Genomic DNA, 19,482 nt, shown 5'->3' with positions numbered 1-19,482 from the left:
TCAATGCCCCCGTTGATAGACTCTCTTGAACTCTTCTTCGTATTGTTGCGCCAACTCGGGGGATTCGATAATCAGCAGGTTTTCATCGTTGTTTTTATCTGCTGAATCTGAAAAATTAAACGAACCTGTGACCACAGTTTTGCCATCAATAATAAAGACCTTGTGGTGCATGACAGCTGGGTTACCGTCTTTTTTTACATCAGCACCCAGGGCTTTGAGTTTGCCATATTCACTGTATTGGGTGCCTGCCCCTGTATTTTCAAAAACGCCGCGAACTTCCACTTTCTTGTTGAATTTTTGGGCCACCACATTTCCAACCGCATCGTGGGTAAAGGAAAAAGCCATAAAATGAATGCTGTGCTCAGCTTTGTTCAAGGCCTCAGCGACCTTGCCCGCCACTTTTCCTTCTGCCGCAAAATAGGTTTCTATCCGGGTATGCCCCACCGTGACCGTGGGATGGGGCACATAGTTGGGTGAAGTGACACCAAACTTATGCTCCACAAACATTTCTTCAAATTCGGTTTTGAAATTTTCAGCCAATTCTTTGGAATGTATCAAAACGGCATTGTTGTTGTTTTTCCAGAAGCCATTGTCCGTCAAATTGGTTGAACCCGTCCAGACCTGGGCGGCCTCAGTGCCCGCATCGACCACCACAAATTTATTGTGCATCAGCCCATTGCGCTGGTCATCGACCACGGGCACGCCAGCGGCGATCAGTTTTTGCAGGGGAGCTTCCTGGAGATAATTGCTATCGGTTACAATCCGAACCTTTACATTTTTCGCTTTGGCACGCAAAACAGCCTCGGCAATTTGATCTGAATCCAGCTCAAAGGCCGCAATGTCTAAAGTCTGAGTGGCTGAATCAATCAACTGAACCAGTTTTTTATCCGGATTTTCACTGCTGGCCTGTGCGTCTTCGATTTTGCCGCTATGTACCTGGGTAAAAAACGCCTGAATCTCAGGAATGGCAGCGGGAGGCGTGGGCGGTGGCTCAACTGAAACAGAATCTGCGGGTACTGATGGGGTCTGGATCGGTCTTGGTTCAGCAGGTGTTTGAGTGGCTGGCAGAGCGTCTGCAGGCCCCATATGGCCCACAAAAGTGCTCTGGCGCATCACTTCGCCCCATTGGGGTGAAGTGAAAGAGGCCGTCCAGGCTTTTTTGAGAGAGTCGCCCAGAGATACACCTTGGGCCCAGCCTTCTCCCCAGGAATTAAATTCATTCTGCTGGCCCAAAAGCTTCACATTCAGGGTTTGGCCATTCAAATCCAATTGAGCACTCGCAGACCCCTTCAGCGCCTGAAAATCTATTTTCTCGCCCACAGCCAGATAGGTTTGGCCCTGGTAGCTGAAGTAAAGTTCATCCAGACCATTCTTTGCCAATTTCGTCTCTAAATCAGCCTGAGAAAGACCCGGATTCAATTGGCGAATCTGATCAATAGAGATACTGTTTTGACCTGAAATCAGACGGGGCACGGCGTGAAACTTCCTCCTTGGCAAAAACCATGAAGCTCAAGAGACTGAGAGCAGTCCCTGATAAACTTATCGTAAAATAGAACTGTTCTTTGCTTAAAGTTTACATCAATTCACACTTGAATCAGGTGGCAAGCCTGGGCCTCAATTCAAACCTTTGAAAAACTTCAATCGTCTCACCCAAATTCTGAACTTCAGAGCCAAAGCTTGAAAGCCTTGACTCCGGTGTGGTAATCGCACGGAAACGGGAAAGCGCTTCTGCCGCCTGATCATAGCGTTTGCGCTCAATTTGAGAACGATGGGCCTGAATGCCGGCCAGTTTAAGCTGCAGATGGCGGTCGTCAAGCTCAACCACAGTATTAAAATCATCACGGGCAAAGAGGAACCACGGCCCCTCATAGGCCCAGAGTTGAATGGTTGTACCCAAGGCCTGCACATGTTGTTGCAAGGCCTCTTTGAGCAAAAGTGCAGACATGCGGTGGGCGGGATGGCGGTCTTCCGCTGAGGCAGAAAAAACCAGCGCCGGTTTAAAGCTTGAAAGAACTGAACGGATACGGGTGACATCGGCAGAAGAAGGGCAGTAGGATCGCTCGTAAAAATCAAGCTCCAAGCCCAAGGCCTGGCTATCGAAGCAGGCAGCTTCCTTTTCAGCCTCTCTTTGGCGCAGAACAATCCGCTCTTCACGGCTGGTATCGGGAATATCCGCGCGGTGCCCGGTGGTCATCGATACAAAGAGCAGTTCATGGCCTTCTTCTTTTAAACGGGCCAGTGTACCACCGCAGCTGATTGAGGCGTCATCGGGATGGGGAGCGCAGACCAAAATACGTTGGGGCGAGTTAAAAAACTTCTCAGAATGCTTATAAACACTGAGAGGTGCAGGTTGGTTATAATCCGCTGGATGCAAGGTCACCGGCGAAAGCTTGGCTGCCGCTTCGCGATCCAGCACCAGCGTGGCGTGGGGGTGAAAACGCAACAAGCTGGCAGGGCAGTTTTCATCCAGAGGCCCCTCCAACATATTCTGAACCGCATTGGCCTTGTTTGAACCAGAAGCCAAGAGCAAAATCCGTTTGGCCCCCATAATTGAAGAAGGGCCCATGGTCATGGCCTGTTCAGGGGTTTCTCCCGATGCAAAATAACGGGCATTGGCCTTACGCGTTGAAACACTTAGGGGCGTGATATGGGTGTGTTGATTAAAAGATGTTCCAGGTTCATTAAATGCGATATGGCCATTCTGGCCAATCCCCAGAATCTGCAAATCCAATCCACCCAATTCCTGAATCAATTTTTCATAGACCTGGCAGGCCTGCTCAGGATCGGGGTCAGCAGCAGGCATATAGTGAACCCGATCGGCATTGATCCCCAAAGGCTGAAACAACTGTTGCCGCAAAATGGCAGCCATCGATTCAGGATTTTGACTGTCCATGCCCAGGTATTCATCCAAATGACAGAAATGCAGGCCATTCATAGCAATGCCCAGGCTGTACCTTGCCAAAACCCATTCCCGATAAAGCCCGCTTGGGGTATGCCCGGTTGCCAGACCAATCACAGCCTGTGGGTTCTCAAGCAATAAATTGAGGATCAACAAAGCCGCTGTACGGCTCATTTCCTGGTAATCTGTGGTTTGAATAATACGCATCGATGGCTCTTTCAAGGGCGATTCATTTAACTCTATAATATCCGCTGGCGTCGAGTTTTGCACCTCTCCGCCCCTGAATTCTTGAGTTGATTTTTTCTGCTGGAGCAAAGCAATTCAGGATTGGTGACAAGCATCCTTTGAAAATGACCGAATTCTGTGGTAGCATGTTTCAAAGCTAGAAAGAAACGTAGGAGACATCCAGCATGGTACAACCCTTGTCCCCCGACGATCTCCTGGCCCGTGACCTCGATACACTGAGTCAACCGGCCAACTTGTTCCGCTTTCGTGTCGATCGGGAAAACGTCGTGATTGATTTTGGCTATTTACCCCCTATCATGCAGGAAGAAGTCGAAACCCTGCAGAAGGAATGTGTTCCAGTACATACCCGTATTGCGATTCCCTATTCTTTGGGTAAAGAAGTTGCTGAAGCGCTGCTCAAGACCATTGAGTCAGTTGAAGCTTCACTGGGTCGTTCTGGCCCTCCCGGAGGCCCGCCTCCTGGTCGCCCCCCCGGCCCCCCGCCTGGTGGTCCTGGAGGTCCTCCTCCTGGCCGTCCGCCTGGCCCGCCGCCTGGTGGCCCCCCTCCCCGTCCGCCTGGACGCTAAGTATAGACATAAAAATCCCGCCAAAAGCGGGATTTTTTTTGAATTTCAACACCCTGCTCAATGTGTTCTTTTGCAGAAGCATTACAGGGCGGTTTACGGGTGAAACTATTGAGTTTGTGCTCAAGAACCCAGGCTCTCCCATTGGCCCTGGCCTGGGTTTACAAGACATAATTCGCATGGATATTTTTGGCTGGTCTGGCAGTGGGCCTGTATTGTTTAAAGATTTAGGGGGAAAAGTTGTTTCAAATTGGCAAGGTAAAGTGAGTTTATCCAAAATGTTTTACAATGTGGGTCGTCACTATAAAGCTGTTCCAACAGCTTCTATTCCGGGGATTCATCCAGAAGCTTATGCAAATGTAATAAAACCAGGAATGAGTTCTCAAATTCAAGCTCTTCGGCCTAAATATGTTACACATGAGAGGTTAAATTTAAAAGAACTCTGTAAAGAAATCAATAATACAATGGGTTGGTAGTTAGAATTGAAATTGTATGATTTACTTGGAAAAAATAAATATGCTTATGCAATTCTGCTCAATAAACGAGAGCCCTTTCAGATCGAGTTTACTTATGAATCTTCACATACCTCAAGGTTAAAACCTATCGGAGATTTTATTTCAATTGTGAAGACTCCTGTAAAAATTGTAAACGGTCAATTTGAAATTATTCCTGGAATAGACGATTTAAACGCTTTTACACCTATTTTCAGCCAAAAAGCCTTTGATTGTTTGCAAGGCTTTTTTCTTCCTGAACCTGAAAAAATAACAAAAATATATTTTGAAAACCACATTTTTTATGCTGTGAAGCCTACGTTGCTCTCATTTTCAAATAAAAACGATGACTGGAACTCAATGGTTCAGGAGTTACCAGAAGATGCTTATTTTTTCAATTATTCAATTTACGCTTATGGAGCAGTTGTAACCGAAGAGTTTAAAAAAACTTGTGAAAAAAACAAACTAAAAAGTATAGCATTTAGATTGAGATACGACAGTGAGGCACAGACATGAAACTGTATATTCCACTGGCATTTCGGCATGGGGCAGGCGTATATATGCGCATTCTTCAGGCAAAACCCTTCGTAGAACCTGAATACTACCTGAATTCAGCTCCAAAACTGTCTTTTGACTTTAATTTTTCTGAAGATTTTTACCAATATTATCACGAAAACCCACAAGAAAAAGTACGCAGTGAAAACTTTTTCTCTGCTCGGGCATTTCATGTTTTACAAGACTTGCTGCCTTTAAATTACCACGAGATTTTTACACTGTTTGACCCCAAAACGGATACTTTTATGGGGTATCATGTGGGTGCTGCTCGAATCAACTATTCTAAAGAATATCCAACTTATTCTGAAATAATTTCAGAATTACCTGCAGAAGTACATTTCTTTCACAAATTTCCTGATGTTTCTTTTCCATTGGTGACAGAAACTTTTGTAAAACGGGTTCATGAGAAAAATTTAGAGGGCGTTCGATTTATTCTCAAATGGGATGGCCAGCGGGTGATTGGTCTCTCTTACGATTGAGCTTAAACACTCAGGCTCCGTAAGCTGAAGACCCCGACTTGACCCCAATGGTATAATGGATTCAAGAGCATACACCCCAATGGAGCCCCCAGTTAGATGGTTCACCATATCCATGATTTTGGATACAAGCGTCTTTTCTCCAATGTGACGATTTTTCGTCAGTTATTGGAGACCTTCGTTCATGAACCCTGGGTCAAAGAACTGGATTTCAACAGCGCAGAAACCATTGAACACAGTTTTATTTCTGAGGCCTATCGGGAAACTGAGAGTGATCTGATTTACAAGCTCAAGCTCAATGGGCAAGACGTGTTTATCTATGTACTTTTGGAGTTTCAATCCAGCGTAGATCGCTTTATTTCAGTGAGAATCCTCAATTACATTACCAGCTTATATGTCTCACTGATTAAATCAGGGCAAATTAAAGAAAAATTGCCCCCAGTTTTCCCGATTATGCTCTACAATGGCGATGCGAAATGGACAGCCCCCGAAGCTGTAGCTGAAACGATTGAACATCATGACGTGCTCGGTCAGTATGGCATCGGGTTCCAATACCTGAAAATTGCCGAAAATGAATACAGCGCAGAAACTCTATTGCAAATTCAAAATATTGTCTCCACCTTGTTTTTAGCTGAAAACCATTACAATCTAGAGCAGTTAGAGCATGAATTACTTGAACTGTTTGAAAAAGAAGACAGAATGGCTATCTCACTGTTTTTAAACTGGTTCAAGATGCTTGCTGTGGATGGGCGAATTGATTCCACGGATTATCAGGCATTTGAGAAAATCTATACCAATCAATTGGAGGTCAGACAAATGTTTACAACTGCGATTAGTGAAAAAGACAAGCGCCTCATTCAAGAAGGTGAGGCCAAAGGCAAAGCCGAAGGCCAAAAAGAAGAAAAAATAAATATTGCAAAACAAATGAAAGCCGATGGCATAACCTCAGAAGTTATTTCCAAATACACAGGGCTTTCCGAAAATGAGATCAAAAATCTCTAAACTGGCTGTGTCATGCAGTATTTTTTCATTTGGTGCCATAAATTGATCATTTTTCAATGACTATTGACATTGAGCAACGGAACCCGCACTCTTGCTGAGCGGTTTACGGGTTAAACCATTGACTTCGTGCTCAAGAACCCAGGCTCTCCCATTGGCCCTGGCCTGAGCTTACAGGATATTGTGTTAGGAAGTTTTATCTCTGGGGGCAAAGTCAATGTTACAAAAATACTTTATAACGTGAGCAACCACCCCAATATTAAGGTGCCTTCTGCCTCTGTGCCGGGGATTCACCCCCAAGCGACAACTCAGCATATTTCAAAACAATTGGGGCAAAAGTTTAAAACCCTAAGGCCAAGGTATGTAGATGAAAAAGAGCTTAAATTAAAAGAACTATGCAAAGATATTAACAAGGAAATGAACTGGTAAAATGCAGCTTTTTACTTTACATGGTGATTCAGATAAATATTACTATGCAAAAATATTAAATTCTTCGGCTCCATATTATTTGGAATTTTTAGATATTTCTACAACCCGTACCAGGCCGCTTAAAATAGGAGATTATGCTTATTTACTTCATTCTAGTAATTTGGAAAAAGAGCATAAAGAATTTTCATCCAGTATTGCAGGATCAACACCAACCTTCAGCCAAAAGGCATTTGAGTGTTTGAAAGAACTCATTTTGCCTCAAGCTGAACAAGTAATTGAATTGCATTTTGAAGACCGACTTTTTTATGTGGTTGTTCCTAATATTTTGCCTTTTAGCGATGATTTAGATTGGGCCTGTATTTACAGAGAATTACCAAAAGGCATTCATTTCTTTAGAGAAGATCCAGGTGTTTATAGAGCCGCAGTCACCAATACTTTTCGTGAGCTTTGCCTTAAAAACAAACTCAAAGGCATGGATTTTGTTTTGAAATACGACAGCGAGGCTCAGGCATGAAAATCTACAGTATTGATTATAAAAACAATGCACGGGGTATCTATTATGCTGTATTTAACCCCGGCCCCTTTGTTCCACCCACTCAGGAACAGGCCGAGCAAAAGAGTCAGTATATTCATTTTTGCGGGCCTGCCTTTGATATTCAAGTAAGCAAAGAGACAAAAATAAAAGGAGAGTATTTTTTCAATATTCCTTTTATGTATGCTTTTCAGGATTTGGTTTCGCTTGAACATAATCAGCCAAGCTGTTTGTATCACCAGGAAACAGGAGAATTGGTGGGCTATCATGTCAAACCCGCCATTTTACCCAATTGCAGTGAGTTTCCCAATTATGCCGAGGTTGAAGCCACTCGCCCCAAAGATGTGCATATTTTTCTCAAGAACCGCTCTGTTCCAGGCAATGTCTATGTCACAGAACTTTTTGTAGAGCGTATCAAACAGCACCATTTTACAGGCATTTACTGCATACCCAAGTGGGATGGAGAGCGGGTGATTGGGCTGTCTTACGATTGAGGCCATAATGCAGATGATCTGTTATTGCTCAACCGTCTCGCCCATTGAATCCTCTTCAGTTTGGGTAAGATTCCCTGGCTGAGCAGGCGGCAAACCCGAACGGATATGCAAATCACGTTGCGGAAAGGGAATTTCAATTTGATGACGTTTCAAGGCCTTCCAGATTAAGAAATTGATTTCACCCCTCAGCCTTTCAACAATAATGCATTCATAGTCGATCCAAACCAGAAGCTCAAAATCTAAAGAACTGTCGCCAAACGCTTTTAACCAAACCGTGGGGGCCGGGTCAGGCAAAACCTCGGGGTGCTCAAGGGCAACCTCCAAAAGAACGCGCCGCACCTCTTCTACATCTGAGTCATAGGAAACGCCCACCGGAATATGCACGCGCACCTGCTTGCCTGAGTAGGTCCAATTCACAATACTGGATTCGACCAAACTGACCGTCGGCACAATCAAATCGACATGGTCAGGGGTACGCAGATGAACCTTTTTCCAGCTTACCTGTTGAATATAGCCGGTATACTCACCCACGGTGATATAATCGCCTTTTTTCACCAACCCTGTAAAAATTAGAATAATTCCACTGGCAAAATTTTTGGCAATGCCCTGCAGACCAAAACCGATCCCAAACGCCAATGCCCCCGCAAAAATGGCGAACATAGACAAGTCAAAGCCCATCACATTCAAGCCCATGAGAATGCCCAAACCCATCGCAACGTAAAAAATGCTGAGGGTAATCATCTGGTGCACGCCCGCATCATAGTCTAATTTAGGAAAAAGACGCTCCTCAAGATAGGCATTGATCAGGCCTGAAGTAAGCCAGAAGACAAAAACAGTCAGAAAGCCACTGAAGATCGAAAGCATGCTCATAGAGCTGTTGCCAATCGTGATGATCGGGTATCCCAACCAATTCAGCAAAGGCTCCCGTACATCGAGCAAAATCAAGAATATCTGGCTGAAGACCAAGGCTTCAAGCAACCAGAGCGCCCTCGACAATTGCTTGGCCAATTGGGAGGGTTCAGAGCCCATCTGCAAGGTTTCTTGAATCAACGACTGCAACCAACGGTGCAGTAAAACCGTTCCCAAAAAGAGCGAGAACAGAACCCAGGAACGTAAAAACAACATATGGGTCAGGTTGTGATAGCCCACCACCCACAAAACCCCCAAGGCCAAGGTAAAGCCAATCACCCAATTATAGAACCGGCCTAAAAAGCGCAGAAAGCGCTGATAAAAGGGCTCATTCAAACTGGGCAGGAGGGTAAAGATCTGTTTCTTATTGGTTAATAGATAGGCCGAGAAAAGCAAAACACAGCCCGACAATACAAAATAGAGAAAATTGATCAAATCGGCGCGGTAGGCAATATGTTCCAGAATGGCAATCCCCGATAAAAACAGGGCCACATAGAGCAAAAACAAATGAATGCTCCGATAAAGTCGAAGGGCGAGTGCGGCTTGCTCTCCCTCAAAATAACGGGTGTTGGTATTGGCCAAAAGCTCATAAAACAGCAGGTGTAAAACCCGGTAAACCACAGCAATCCAGAGTAAATGAATAAAAGCTGGGAAAAAGGTACTTTCTGGTGAAAAAGAGCCCCAGACCAAATAGGTTAAAAACAGGGTGGTTAAAAAGATCAGTGAACGGCTGAGCACGGCAATCAGCAATCGCGCAGAATGACGCAATACTTCGGGCCAATGGTGGGGCATGAAATCAATCAGGGAAATAAGACGTTTCTGAAAATAGCGGTCTAAAATACGGGCACTCAAAAGCAGCAGAAAAACGAGCAATAACACACTGAGCTTCAAATAATCAGAGGAACTGAAATTTCGGTTTTCCAGCCGTTGAAACTCAGCTTGCAGGTCTGGCAGGATATGCAGAACATCCTGCCAGACCCCAATAAAGGTCTCCTGATCAAAAGTCCAGGGTTTGCGATAGAACAGGGATTTTAACTGCGGGTCGACAGCTTCGGCCTGAACCAATTGATTGGGAAAGACCTTGATCTCAGGCATCTGGGCAGCAGGCCCAGTAAGCCCCGGAAGCGAAGGCCCGAGGCTAAAGGCAGGCCCTGCAAAAGAAAGCAGACAAACCAGTAAAAGAACCCAAGACTGCCAGCGTTTCACGCCCCCACTATCCAAGCTTACGCGTGACCGATTTGGCCTGCATAAAATTCAGAAGATAATCCCGGCCACCGGCTTTTGAGTCGGTGCCCGAAAGGTTAAAGCCACCAAAGGGATGCACGCCGACCAAGGCCCCTGTGCATTTACGATTGAGGTATAAATTCCCCACAAAGAAATCATCACGGGCTTCCTGTAAACGCGCTTCTACCTGGCTGTAAAAGGCACCCGTCAGACCATAGGGCGTGCCATTTGCAATTTCGAGAGCATGCTTGTAATCACGGGCTTTGATCAGGGCCAAGACAGGCCCAAAGACTTCTTCCTGTGCCAAACGGGAAGAGGGATCAAGATCGGCAAAGACCGTCGGCGCAATAAAATGTCCTTCACGCTCCAGTTTATGCCCACCCACCAGCAAACGACCTTCTTCATGGCCATAGCCTATATAGCGCAGACATTTGTCTTCAGATTCCTGATTAATCACAGGCCCCATAAAATTCTCAAATTGAACAGGGTCTCCCTGGGTCAGTGCTTGGGTTTTTTCAACGACTTTTTCAAGCACCTGCTCATAGACGCTCTCAACAATAATGGCACGAGAACAGGCTGAACATTTTTGGCCTTGAAAACCAAAAGCAGCCGCCACAATTCCGCTGGCCGCAGCTTCAAGATCAGCGGTTTCATCCACAACCGTGGCATCTTTTCCGCCCAGTTCCGCAATCACCCGCTTGATCCAGCGTTGCCCCGGAATGCGTTTTGCCGCCTGTTCAGTAATCAGCAGCCCCACGTCCTTTGAGCCCGTAAAAGAGATAAAACGGGTCAGAGGGTGATTGACCATCACACCGCCCACTTCGGCGCCATCCCCTGTAATAAAGTTCAGCACACCTGCTGGCAGCCCAACTTCTTCCATAATTTCAGCAAAGATCGCCCCCATCAGCATAGATTCCTCTGCAGGCTTTAAAACCACAGTATTGCCGGTAACCAGCGCAGAAGCGCTCATGCCCACCAAAATCGCAAAGGGGAAGTTCCAAGGGGGAATGATCGCCCCCACCCCCAAGGGCAAGTAAAAGGCTTCATTGGCCTCTCCTGGATAAGGAGTAATCGGCTGAGGGGCCGCATAGCGCAACATTTCGCGGGCATAAAACTCTAAAAAGTCAATCGCTTCAGCAACGTCACCATCTGCTTCGGCCCAGGATTTCCCCACCTCATAGACCATCGCAGCAGCAATCTCAAATTTACGGGCCTTCACGATTTCTGAAGCCTTTAAGAGATAAGCCACCCGCTCTTCAGCGGGCGTCTTTGACCATGCCGGAAAAGCGGCCCAAGCGGTTTCAATGGCCTTCTCAGCCAAAGCAGCATCGCCTTTTTGAAAGGTTCCCATGGTTTGACTGGGACAAGCAGGATTGTAAGAACTAAACTTCGTCTCAGTTTTGATTTTTTCTGCCCCAATCACGATCGGATACTCACGTTCAAAGTGAGCAGTCACCTTTTGAAGAGCAGCTTCCATCGCCTGGGCATGCTCGGCTTGAGAAAAATCAGTAAAAGCTTCGTTTGTAAATTCAGGGAGATTGAGATGCATGAATGACATTCCTTCCGTTGCGGTAAAAACCATTCGAAATTCTATAAAACTCAGTAATACTCTGATATAGTGCGCTCAGAGGCACTGTCATTGTAACACAGGCAAAGCATGCCCTGGATTTACGCCCACTCAATTCAGCAAGACTGAACACGCCTTTTTCTCAAGAGGATACCAAGATTGGCATAATAGCCAGCGCCTACTATAATGTACAACAAAGAAGATTCAAAATCTAAACCCAATCAGCGACTTCAATTTCATGCCCTCCCATTTTCATATCGTAGTGCCTGTCTGGGGAGAATTTTATCGCCAGACCTTATTGGATTTCCTATTGCCCTCCCTTTTGGCAGGGGGAAACCTGCCGTCCTGGCCTTTTTCTGAGTCAACCCGTCTACGCCTGTTCACCAGTGAAGAAGACGCCCTGCAGATTGAAAACTCAAAAGTATTGGATGCGATCCGAAGCCTTTGTGCTGTGGATATGGTGATCTTTGAGCTTGAGGATCTCAAAGATTGGGCTTCCAAAAATTTTTGGTTTCAAGACAAATACATTTACGCCCATATTCTTCAAACCCTGGCTTTTCAAGACGCACACAAGGAAAATTGCAGTGTCTTGCCCTTGATGGCAGACATGGTGCTCTCGAATGGTTTATTGGCCTATTTGGCGCACCGGATTCAGGCCGGTTTGCGTTTATTGGTTTATCCCAGCCCCCGGGTTCGCTTTGAAAGTTTCAATCAGGCTTCAAAACCCTTTCGAAAGAGTCTGTCCCTGGAAATGGATTCCCAACGGCTTGCACAGCTCATCCTCAAAACCCTTCACCCGCATGAACAAGCCTGTTTTTTAGACGCTGAAGAATTTACCAATTGGCCCTCACATTTTTATGTTCAAAGCCCCCAAGGGGTGATGGCCCATTGTTTACATATGCATCCCCTCTACATGCACCAACCCACCCCTCCGCAAATGCAAGAAGCCAGTACCATCGATACGGATTATCTCAATCAATACCTTTCCTGTCTCGATCAGGCAGAAGTCTTGCAAAACCATTTGGGCTCTGCCTGCTCAGTTTCAAACCCGCATGAGAGCGAAAGTATTCATATTGGTGAACCGCTTGACCTGACCCGCAAGGAGATTTTAATGAAATTTGCCAAAGAAGCCTCTCCTTTGCATCTTTGGCAATTTAAACAGGGGGTCTTGTTTAAAATCCCGTAAGCTCAATCATCCTTTAATTTGGCATAAATAAAGGTATCCCGCCAGGCTCCCATTTCCATCGCTTCACGTCTGAGTTTTCCTTCAAGAGAATAACCCAGACGTTCAGGCACCCCTGCAGAACGATGGTTGAGTGTAGAACAGCGAATTTCAATCCGGTTGAATCCCGATTCAAACAATTGCTTTTCGAGAACTTGAACGGCTTCCGTCATATAGCCCTGCCCTTCAAAAGCCCCGATCATCCAATAGCCCAATTCACAGCGTTCATGCGCCCATGCCAGATGGTGAACCCCGAGATTTCCCAGATAAACTCCAGAATCTTTTAGGAAAATCCCATAATCAAATAGCGTACAGGCTTTCCAAGCAGCCTGGGTCGAGCGGATATAGGCGCGTTCATCGGCTTCAGACTGAATCGCATCGACCCAAGGCAAAAACTGGCGCAGGCGCTCTCGGTCCTGATCGACAGCCTGAAACATTTTGGATGCCAAATTGAGCTTGTGTCGGCGCAATTCAATGCGGTTTCCCAGCAAATGCACAGGCAAAGGCTTTTTTATCATTTAAAGCTCCGGACGGTTGGTTAAAATATACGGACTGCCATCCTGGTGGGTGATCAATTGACCGAGATCATCGCAGGCATAAATGCGATAGCCATAGGCCGGTACGCCAATGGGCTCGTAGAGTACCTTGCCGCGAAAGGACTCCTTGGCCTGCTGAAACTGGTAATCCTGATAATCGGCCATCCACTCCCGGTAATCCTTGATCAGATGCTCATCAAAAGGATTTCTGAAACCCCACCAGTAATTGTCTTTTGCAGCATCCTGATACAACATACTCACAGTATCAGGGTAATTTCCCCCAGTCACGGGATAGGTTTCCAGCATTTTCTGCATGCGGTGCATATTATCAGCCAAAACCGTGACGCGCGCAGAATGCGTTACCTTGGCACTTAATTTTTCAAATTTTTCTAAAAAGGGCAAGAGCTGTAAGCGGGCCAATAAAGGTCTGCTGGGCACTAAAAAATCAGGATTTTGTTGCAATTGCATAAAAAGCATCACCAGCCCAATGCCAATCAAAACCGAGGCCAAGGCCATGGCCAAACGAATAAAGTTGGCCAACCAAGCCAATACAGTACGGTAAAACCGCAATAAAATCTCAACAAAACGCGTAAGAACGATCAAAACTATCAGCCCCTGTCCCCAGCAAAGTACCTATCCTTCTCAATTAAAACCAGGAATTGAAAAAATTGCAAATGATTTTTTCTTGGTTTTTCCCCCTTTCCAGTGCGCCTCTCATGTCTGGATTTTCATGTTATGATCAAGTCAGGTTCGGTGGTACAGGAGGCACGTGGGTTTGCAATGTATGAAAAGAATATAGTTGGCACCTATAATATCAAGGATCAATTTCCTGTTTTTCGTGCCGATGATGATACAGCAGAACCCCCGATTTCTCCAGTTGGCAGAGCACCTTCTGTCAGCGGAATGGCCCCGATTTCTGGAGTCGTCTCGACCCTTGATCCTTTGACACAATGGAGAACCTTCAGTGAACGCCTGCGCGATCGGCGTTTGGCTCAGGAACAGGCCCATCAGTCAGCGAATCAACAGCCCTCCGCCCCGGCTCCCAAGCCCACTCGCCCAGATCAGCAATTTCAGAAAGCATATGAATCGGATATGGTAAATATATCGACCCCTGGTGGACATGATCCTCTCTATATGAATCTTCAACGGTATCTTTCGATTGTCAATCATCCGATTCCCGATGAAGAGAAAAAAGCTTATGTCACCGAAGACGACGAAGAACTGAGCAACCCCGATGGGCAATTGCGGGTTTCTGATGTGATGACACGCCGAGTGGTCTGTGTTTTGGAGTCTACATCGATCGAACAGGTCGCCAGTCTTTGCAACCGCAAAGGAATTACAGGGGTTCCGGTGATCAATACCCACCGAGGCCTGATTGGTATCGTCACTTTAACGGATATTGTGAATCAAATGTTCAAGCAAAAAGCCCTCTCCACCTACGCCAATACCAGCGGAGAAATTCTTGAACAACAGGCTTTGGCGATTTTAGAGGAGCCCGTGCGCAAATACATGCATCGCGATGTCATTACGGTGGCCCCCTCCACCACAGTCAAAGAGGCCTGTCAGATCATGATGCAAAACCATATCCGCAGAGTGGTGGTCACCAAAGGGGATCTGGTCAAAGGTATTTTTTCTGCCCAAGATGCCGTCAGGGTCTTGGCTGGCGCTGATTTGAGTATCCATTGAAATGCTTTCTGGGGTTCCAGCAACAAGCCTGTGGGCCCTGAGAGCCAAGGCCGAGGAGAACCAAAAAGACAAAGCGCTCTTACAGGATGCTTTGGCCGCTGAATGGTATCCTAAAATTGCCTGGCTTTTTGATGAAGCCTTGGAAGCTCAATATTCTCAAATTCTTCAAAAAGCAATTGTCCTGCGCACGCTGATTCTGGATCGTCTGGTGAAAACACATTTTCAAAAGCATAAAAACCCAGGACTCTTAGAGTTGGGCTGTGGTTTTTCAACGCGCTTTGCCCGCATCTCGCCCAGTCAAGGAAATTGGTATGACCTGGATTTACCAGAGATTATTGAGCTACGCGCCTCACTGGGATTCCCCTCCCAAGCCAATCATTGGCATATTGTGGCCTCGGCCTTTGAAAATGATTGGTTTGACTATCTTCAGAATCAAAATCCCCAGGAGCTGCTGATTATCGCAGAGGGGCTTTTGATGTATTTTCCCCTGGAAAGGGTAAAAACCTTGATCTTTTCTCTCAAACAGAAATTTCCAGGTGCGTATTTCGCCTTTGACGTGATTGGAAGCATGCATTTAAAATCAGCGCAAAACGCAGCAGAACAGACTGAAAGCCCTATTTATTGGGGAACAGCCAGCATTTCACAGTTCTGCAAGGAAATGGAGCTTGAAATAGCAGGAGATCTCAGTTTAGGTACACATTTAAGTCTCATTCCCCGCCTGCACAGCTCGCTTTCACCCCTGACCCGCTCCCTGCTTCGCTGGAAATGGCTCAGCGACAAAATGGGAGGCAGTGTGCTAACAAAATTATAGGCCTGGGGTAAACCCAGGCCTATTTTATCTCAGCAGATTTTAGTTGCTGCTGGTATCGCTGGTGGTATCAGTATCGTCGTCATTCTGAGGAGCCTGACAGGGCAAATTGCCCAAGCCTTCCAGCAGAGCGCGGCCTGATACACCGATATTTCCAGCTTGTCCAAAGGCAGGCCCTTTGGCTGGCTGAAAGCCAATTCCCTGGCGACCGGCTGGCATTTGCACCCGGCTTTGTGCAGGCATGGGTCTAAAGTTCATTTCCCCATGATGGGGTTCCATTTGACCACCATAGGACATTCCGGGCATTTGCACAAATATAATTTGAACAGAAGGAGCCTGGCGTGTAGCCTGACCTCTTACTCTGACAGGAACAGGCGCTGTATTGCGCATTTCTGGATAATGTTGCTGAATTTCAGAAAAACGACGGTTCCGCTCAGAACCTTTCATTCTGCCCATCTGGCGCAATTCAAACTGCAAATTGGCATTCAGCTTAATCTGACGAGCGCGCGAAGCGGGTTGGCCTGGTGCAGCAGTGGGATCAGGAGGGGCAATCACAACCGGCTGAACGGTATCAGCGTCAGACAAAGCCTGTTCTGTTGTGGTCGTTTCGGTGGTTTCAGAGCTTGTGGTCGTTTCGGTAGTCTCTGAACTTGTGGTTTCAGAACTTGTGGTCTCTGTGGATTCAGTGCTGTTGGAGTCTGATGCTGTGCCTTCAGTTGAACTTTCTGTCGCGGACGACTCAGAGTTGCTGGAGGTTTCAGAGCTGGATTCATCACTGGATTCAGTATCTTCAGTTTCACTTTCATCCACTGAAGCAATTTTCATACCAAGCCCCCCACAGGCCACCTGCAAGGCACGTGTCATGACCTGTTGGTCGGGGGATACTTCAATCACATTGTCATCGGCTGTCGCAATGCCACTTGAAAGAGAGGCAGATACGGAAGCACTTCCCGTAACAGTTTTACTGGACTTGGCAGCAGTCTGCAAAGAACTCAGCAATTGAGAAGCCAACTGTGCATCTACAGTACAGCCAGACAAAAGCAGACTGGTGGTCAAACCCAGAGCAGACAAAGATTGGCGGTTCATTTTCATTTAATATATCTCCTTAGTTTTCAAATCAGGAACAGTCTGGCCGGAACCTGTGCTCCGGATACTCTGATTAAAACACCTCAAAAACCAATTACCTCTGATAAAGTTGGACTGCCTCCCAAAAAGTTGGGGCCCAGGGTTTTATGTAAAATAAAATCCTCACGCAACTCAGTACGCAAAGCCTGCTCTAAACCAGGCACCAAAGCCGCTTGAAGTACAAATCTGGAGGCTGCTTCTTTAAAAGTTTCTGACTGGGTTTTCTGATCTGCCCTGTAGGCCAAAACAGAACAGGCAACGGCACGAGCCAATTGCAGCGTCCAATAACTTTCATTGAGTTGCATGCCTGGACTGAGCTTATTGATCTCACACATACAGAACATCAGATCAGGTTGGGTCCAACACAAGCTGATCAAATTAAAACAACGCAAGTGATTGGCGCGCTGTTCACTTAAACCGGCATGAAAGAGATTCACGGTACTCAAGACTTCAGTATAGGCCCGAAAAGCGTCTTGCATTAAAGACTGAAACGAGGCATCCAGTGAAGGAATGCGTTCACGATGCCACAAGAGCAGTGAGGCCGTATCATAACAAAGATTTGCCAATTCTTTCTTGTAATAGAAAACTTCCTGCTCAGTCGGAAGCGCAGGCAAATGGGTCTGCAGCATTTCACGGGCCTGCAAGGCTAAATTCAAGCCCTTATGAACCGTTTGACCCCGGTAAAGTTTTAACATCTGCCGAGCCAGCAAGCCCATAAAGACCGCCACAGGGCAAGCAACCTCAGCGGGATTTGACAACCCCTTCAGCTGGAGTATATTTTGAAACTCAACAGAACTGACGGGGCCTTCCTGACCCTGCATCAAATACCTAACCCCCCAACACGTCGCCATCATGCGCAGAAGCGTTCTGCGCAAAGCAGGCACACTCCGACAAAGACGGTTATGGTAGAGCAATCGATCGGCAATTTCCCAGGCATAACTGACGAAATCTTCGACACGCGGATAGGTATCCAGTTCCAGAGCCCCCTCCTGAAGCAGTTTTCGCTCAATATAGGCCCGCAGAACGCGGATACCCTCATTCATGGAATTGACCAAGCGGGTGACGGTATCTAGGGATTGCACACGGGTCAAGGGAATTTCATAATCGCCGCCCTTGATTTTATATTGTCGTGCCTGCTGCAAAGAATCTATGCCGAGTAAATCTTTGATTAAATGTTTCTCCTCAGCCTGAACTCGCACCACTGGCGCCCCTTTATGGTATTCAAAAAGACGGGGTTCGATTTCAGTCAGGATCGCTTCAAGGTGATCCACATGGTCACGCAGATGCGCTTCTTGGGTATCCAGCGTTTTACGCATGGATTCATCCAACTGAATCGAAAGACGGTTTCTCAACATTTCTGAGGTTTCAAGAACCGTGCTGCCATACCCCAGAAGCGCTTCCAGTTCGTCGAGAATTTCTTGTCTCTGTTCGGCCTGTAAATCAGGGGTAAACATTTCAACCAGAGGCTGAAGCGCTTCTTGTTTGGGTCTGATAAAATTCCCATTAACCGTCAACCACATCGAAAGTGTGGTTTTTTTCAGGGGAATCCCACGTTCTTCCAGAGCTTTCAACAAAGCTTTCTGTTGAATACCACTGGCTTCCCAAAGTCTTCTTAAAATCCCTTTGGCACGCTGAATATTGGCTTGTTCCCAGGTGCTAAGCGAGGGTTTCATGGCCGCGAACCAGGCAAAAGATGAGTTTCATTCCAACGGGTCGCTGGCGCGCGTTCCACACGAATACGCGGCGCCTGAGCAGGGAAAGGTTTTTGAAAATTTTCCCGATCTCCAACACGCACAGCGATCTTCTCACCGTTTCGATCAAACATAAACATCGGGGCTTGAGCGTATTGAAGATTCACGGGACGCTGCTGGGCACGCGAAAGATAGGGGGGAAGAGGGACTCCCACTCTGGAATTAAATCCAGGCTTAAATTCCATTCGCACAGGAGCAGGCCCAAAAGCCGGATTCATCCTATATTCTGGATTGAATCTTGAATATTCGAAGCTTTCACTGTCAAAGTCAAAATCATCTTCATGATGTTCATCTGACTCAGATTCATCTTCATGATGTTCATCTGACTCTGAAAATTCGGCAGCGCTTTGCTCACTCGCAGGCTGAGCAAGGGGTTCGGTTTGAACAGGCATCGCACTGGGGGAGGCTTCAACCACAGGCGTCGAATTGTCTGCTGCTTGTGGCAAAATTTCACCCAAAGTGGTCTGAATTGTAAAATCAGCATTGGCTGTCAGCAGATAAGCCTTGGTAGAAGTATCCAGACTGAGTTGCTGAGCAGGATCAGCAAAATAGAAACGTTGATTTTCAAATTCTCCTTTAAACACAGAAAATTGATCGTTCGGTAAAACAACCACCAAGGTTGCCAAAACTTTCTGTGTAAGCGCCTGCAAGATATCGGGGCTTACGAAATAATTGCCCTCAGACCCCGCCAAAAGCTGAATCGAAAAATGCTTTGCCTGACGATAACTTTCAAGGTTACCGGAACGCAGATCCGCCTCAAAGGTTTGACGTGTAGTTTCTAGCTGCGCCTGTTCCCCTGAACTCGCCGCTATTTGAAATCCTGACTGGATACGAAAACCAAAATTGTGGATCTGAGAAACACTCATTTCGGGTTTCAGTGTAAAACTGCCGGGCACAGTGGGGCTACAGCCCATTGCGCTCAATGACAGTATCGTCGCCAAAAAGCCAGGATGCAAACGCTTCATAGGTC

At 46.5% G+C, this 19,482-nt stretch carries 20 protein-coding genes; 11 read left to right on the top strand and 9 right to left on the bottom strand.

The genetic code is table 11. The features are described from left to right. Together COW20_15980 and COW20_15975 are read right to left on the bottom strand one after the other, a co-directional pair. Nucleotides 1-1,473, bottom strand: a complete 1,473-nt coding sequence (locus COW20_15980) for a hypothetical protein (GenBank protein PIW46420.1) — start codon at nt 1,471-1,473, stop codon at nt 1-3. Nucleotides 1,474-1,594: 121 nt separating this feature from the next. After that, nucleotides 1,595-3,106, bottom strand: a complete 1,512-nt coding sequence (locus COW20_15975; protein PIW46419.1) for a hypothetical protein — start codon at nt 3,104-3,106, stop codon at nt 1,595-1,597. Between the two features lie 203 nt (nt 3,107-3,309). Between COW20_15975 and COW20_15970 the strand changes: the two genes are divergently transcribed. The 8 genes from COW20_15970 (at nt 3,310) to COW20_15935 (ending at nt 7,684) form a co-directional block, all read left to right on the top strand. Continuing rightward, nucleotides 3,310-3,711 (top strand): hypothetical protein, encoded by a 402-nt coding sequence (locus COW20_15970; protein PIW46418.1) that lies wholly within the window; start codon nt 3,310-3,312, stop codon nt 3,709-3,711. Between the two features lie 38 nt (nt 3,712-3,749). Then, on the top strand, nt 3,750-4,184 hold the full coding sequence (locus tag COW20_15965) for a hypothetical protein (GenBank protein ID PIW46417.1): 435 nt from the start codon (nt 3,750-3,752) through the stop codon (nt 4,182-4,184). A 6-nt stretch (nt 4,185-4,190) separates the two neighbouring features. Further along, complete coding sequence (locus COW20_15960; GenBank protein ID PIW46416.1) at nt 4,191-4,715, top strand: hypothetical protein; 525 nt, start codon at nt 4,191-4,193, stop codon at nt 4,713-4,715. Further along, nucleotides 4,712-5,233: a hypothetical protein gene (locus COW20_15955; protein PIW46415.1), complete on the top strand. Its 522-nt coding sequence runs from the start codon at nt 4,712-4,714 to the stop codon at nt 5,231-5,233. Before COW20_15960 ends, COW20_15955 begins: the two co-directional genes overlap by 4 nt. A 96-nt stretch (nt 5,234-5,329) precedes the next feature. Beyond that, a complete protein-coding gene (locus COW20_15950) occupies nt 5,330-6,232 on the top strand; it encodes a hypothetical protein (GenBank protein ID PIW46414.1) in 903 nt (300 codons plus the stop codon). Nucleotides 6,233-6,358: 126 nt separating this feature from the next. Beyond that, the gene (locus tag COW20_15945; GenBank protein PIW46413.1) at nt 6,359-6,658 is read left to right on the top strand and encodes a hypothetical protein; all 300 of its coding nucleotides are present in this window, start codon (nt 6,359-6,361) and stop codon (nt 6,656-6,658) included. Nucleotide 6,659: 1 nt separating this feature from the next. Further along, nucleotides 6,660-7,172: a hypothetical protein gene (locus COW20_15940; GenBank protein ID PIW46412.1), complete on the top strand. Its 513-nt coding sequence runs from the start codon at nt 6,660-6,662 to the stop codon at nt 7,170-7,172. Next, a complete protein-coding gene (locus COW20_15935; GenBank protein ID PIW46411.1) occupies nt 7,169-7,684 on the top strand; it encodes a hypothetical protein in 516 nt (171 codons plus the stop codon). Before COW20_15940 ends, COW20_15935 begins: the two co-directional genes overlap by 4 nt. Nucleotides 7,685-7,705: 21 nt before the next feature. Here COW20_15935 and COW20_15930 read toward each other — a convergent pair whose 3' ends face one another. Next, nucleotides 7,706-9,799, bottom strand: coding sequence for a hypothetical protein (locus COW20_15930; GenBank protein PIW46410.1), 2,094 nt, complete (start codon nt 9,797-9,799; stop codon nt 7,706-7,708). A 7-nt stretch (nt 9,800-9,806) separates the two neighbouring features. Continuing rightward, nucleotides 9,807-11,366 carry an L-glutamate gamma-semialdehyde dehydrogenase gene (pruA, locus tag COW20_15925; GenBank protein PIW46409.1) on the bottom strand — a complete coding sequence of 520 codons (1,560 nt, stop codon included), beginning with the start codon at nt 11,364-11,366 and terminating at the stop codon, nt 9,807-9,809. Nucleotides 11,367-11,622: 256 nt separating this feature from the next. Here pruA and COW20_15920 point away from each other — a divergent pair, with 256 nt between their 5' ends. Beyond that, nucleotides 11,623-12,570 (top strand): hypothetical protein, encoded by a 948-nt coding sequence (locus tag COW20_15920; GenBank protein PIW46408.1) that lies wholly within the window; start codon nt 11,623-11,625, stop codon nt 12,568-12,570. A gap of 2 nt (nt 12,571-12,572) precedes the next feature. On the opposite strand, the gene COW20_15915 is transcribed toward COW20_15920, so the two are convergent. Next, a complete protein-coding gene (locus COW20_15915; protein PIW46407.1) occupies nt 12,573-13,124 on the bottom strand; it encodes an N-acetyltransferase in 552 nt (183 codons plus the stop codon). Then, nucleotides 13,125-13,745: a hypothetical protein gene (locus COW20_15910; GenBank protein PIW46406.1), complete on the bottom strand. Its 621-nt coding sequence runs from the start codon at nt 13,743-13,745 to the stop codon at nt 13,125-13,127. It lies immediately after the preceding gene. Nucleotides 13,746-13,877: 132 nt separating this feature from the next. Between COW20_15910 and COW20_15905 the strand changes: the two genes are divergently transcribed. Both COW20_15905 and COW20_15900 read left to right on the top strand, forming a co-directional pair. Next, the gene (locus COW20_15905) at nt 13,878-14,828 is read left to right on the top strand and encodes a hypothetical protein (protein PIW46405.1); all 951 of its coding nucleotides are present in this window, start codon (nt 13,878-13,880) and stop codon (nt 14,826-14,828) included. A gap of 1 nt (nt 14,829) precedes the next feature. Further along, entirely contained in the window at nt 14,830-15,639 is an 810-nt protein-coding gene (locus COW20_15900; GenBank protein PIW46404.1) for a class I SAM-dependent methyltransferase, read from the top strand. Nucleotides 15,640-15,678: 39 nt separating this feature from the next. On the opposite strand, the gene COW20_15895 is transcribed toward COW20_15900, so the two are convergent. The 3 genes from COW20_15895 to COW20_15885 form a co-directional block, all read right to left on the bottom strand. Further along, a complete protein-coding gene (locus tag COW20_15895) occupies nt 15,679-16,728 on the bottom strand; it encodes a hypothetical protein (GenBank protein ID PIW46403.1) in 1,050 nt (349 codons plus the stop codon). Nucleotides 16,729-16,805: 77 nt separating this feature from the next. After that, on the bottom strand, nt 16,806-18,434 hold the full coding sequence (locus tag COW20_15890) for a hypothetical protein (protein ID PIW46402.1): 1,629 nt from the start codon (nt 18,432-18,434) through the stop codon (nt 16,806-16,808). Beyond that, on the bottom strand, nt 18,431-19,477 hold the full coding sequence (locus COW20_15885) for a hypothetical protein (protein ID PIW46401.1): 1,047 nt from the start codon (nt 19,475-19,477) through the stop codon (nt 18,431-18,433). Before COW20_15885 ends, COW20_15890 begins: the two co-directional genes overlap by 4 nt. Nucleotides 19,478-19,482 lie beyond the last annotated feature (5 nt).

Source organism: bacterium (Candidatus Blackallbacteria) CG13_big_fil_rev_8_21_14_2_50_49_14, from assembly GCA_002783405.1.
Classification (GTDB): Bacteria; Cyanobacteriota; Sericytochromatia; order UBA7694; family UBA7694.
This window is presented reverse-complemented; position numbering and strand designations above follow the sequence as displayed.

Bases quoted from the DNA above. Each gene is read 5' to 3' on its own strand.
- COW20_15975 (PIW46419.1), bottom strand. From the start codon at position 3,106: ATGCGTATTATTCAAACCACAGATTACCAGGAAATGAGCCGTACAGCG.
- COW20_15970 (PIW46418.1), top strand. From the start codon at position 3,310: ATGGTACAACCCTTGTCCCCCGACGATCTCCTGGCCCGTGACCTCGAT.
- COW20_15955 (PIW46415.1), top strand. From the start codon at position 4,712: ATGAAACTGTATATTCCACTGGCATTTCGGCATGGGGCAGGCGTATAT.
- COW20_15950 (PIW46414.1), top strand. From the start codon at position 5,330: ATGGTTCACCATATCCATGATTTTGGATACAAGCGTCTTTTCTCCAAT.
- COW20_15940 (PIW46412.1), top strand. From the start codon at position 6,660: ATGCAGCTTTTTACTTTACATGGTGATTCAGATAAATATTACTATGCA.
- COW20_15935 (PIW46411.1), top strand. From the start codon at position 7,169: ATGAAAATCTACAGTATTGATTATAAAAACAATGCACGGGGTATCTAT.
- pruA (PIW46409.1), bottom strand. From the start codon at position 11,366: ATGCATCTCAATCTCCCTGAATTTACAAACGAAGCTTTTACTGATTTT.
- COW20_15920 (PIW46408.1), top strand. From the start codon at position 11,623: ATGCCCTCCCATTTTCATATCGTAGTGCCTGTCTGGGGAGAATTTTAT.
- COW20_15915 (PIW46407.1), bottom strand. From the start codon at position 13,124: ATGATAAAAAAGCCTTTGCCTGTGCATTTGCTGGGAAACCGCATTGAA.
- COW20_15905 (PIW46405.1), top strand. From the start codon at position 13,878: ATGATCAAGTCAGGTTCGGTGGTACAGGAGGCACGTGGGTTTGCAATG.
- COW20_15900 (PIW46404.1), top strand. From the start codon at position 14,830: ATGCTTTCTGGGGTTCCAGCAACAAGCCTGTGGGCCCTGAGAGCCAAG.
- COW20_15895 (PIW46403.1), bottom strand. From the start codon at position 16,728: ATGAAAATGAACCGCCAATCTTTGTCTGCTCTGGGTTTGACCACCAGT.
- COW20_15890 (PIW46402.1), bottom strand. From the start codon at position 18,434: ATGAAACCCTCGCTTAGCACCTGGGAACAAGCCAATATTCAGCGTGCC.
- COW20_15885 (PIW46401.1), bottom strand. From the start codon at position 19,477: ATGAAGCGTTTGCATCCTGGCTTTTTGGCGACGATACTGTCATTGAGC.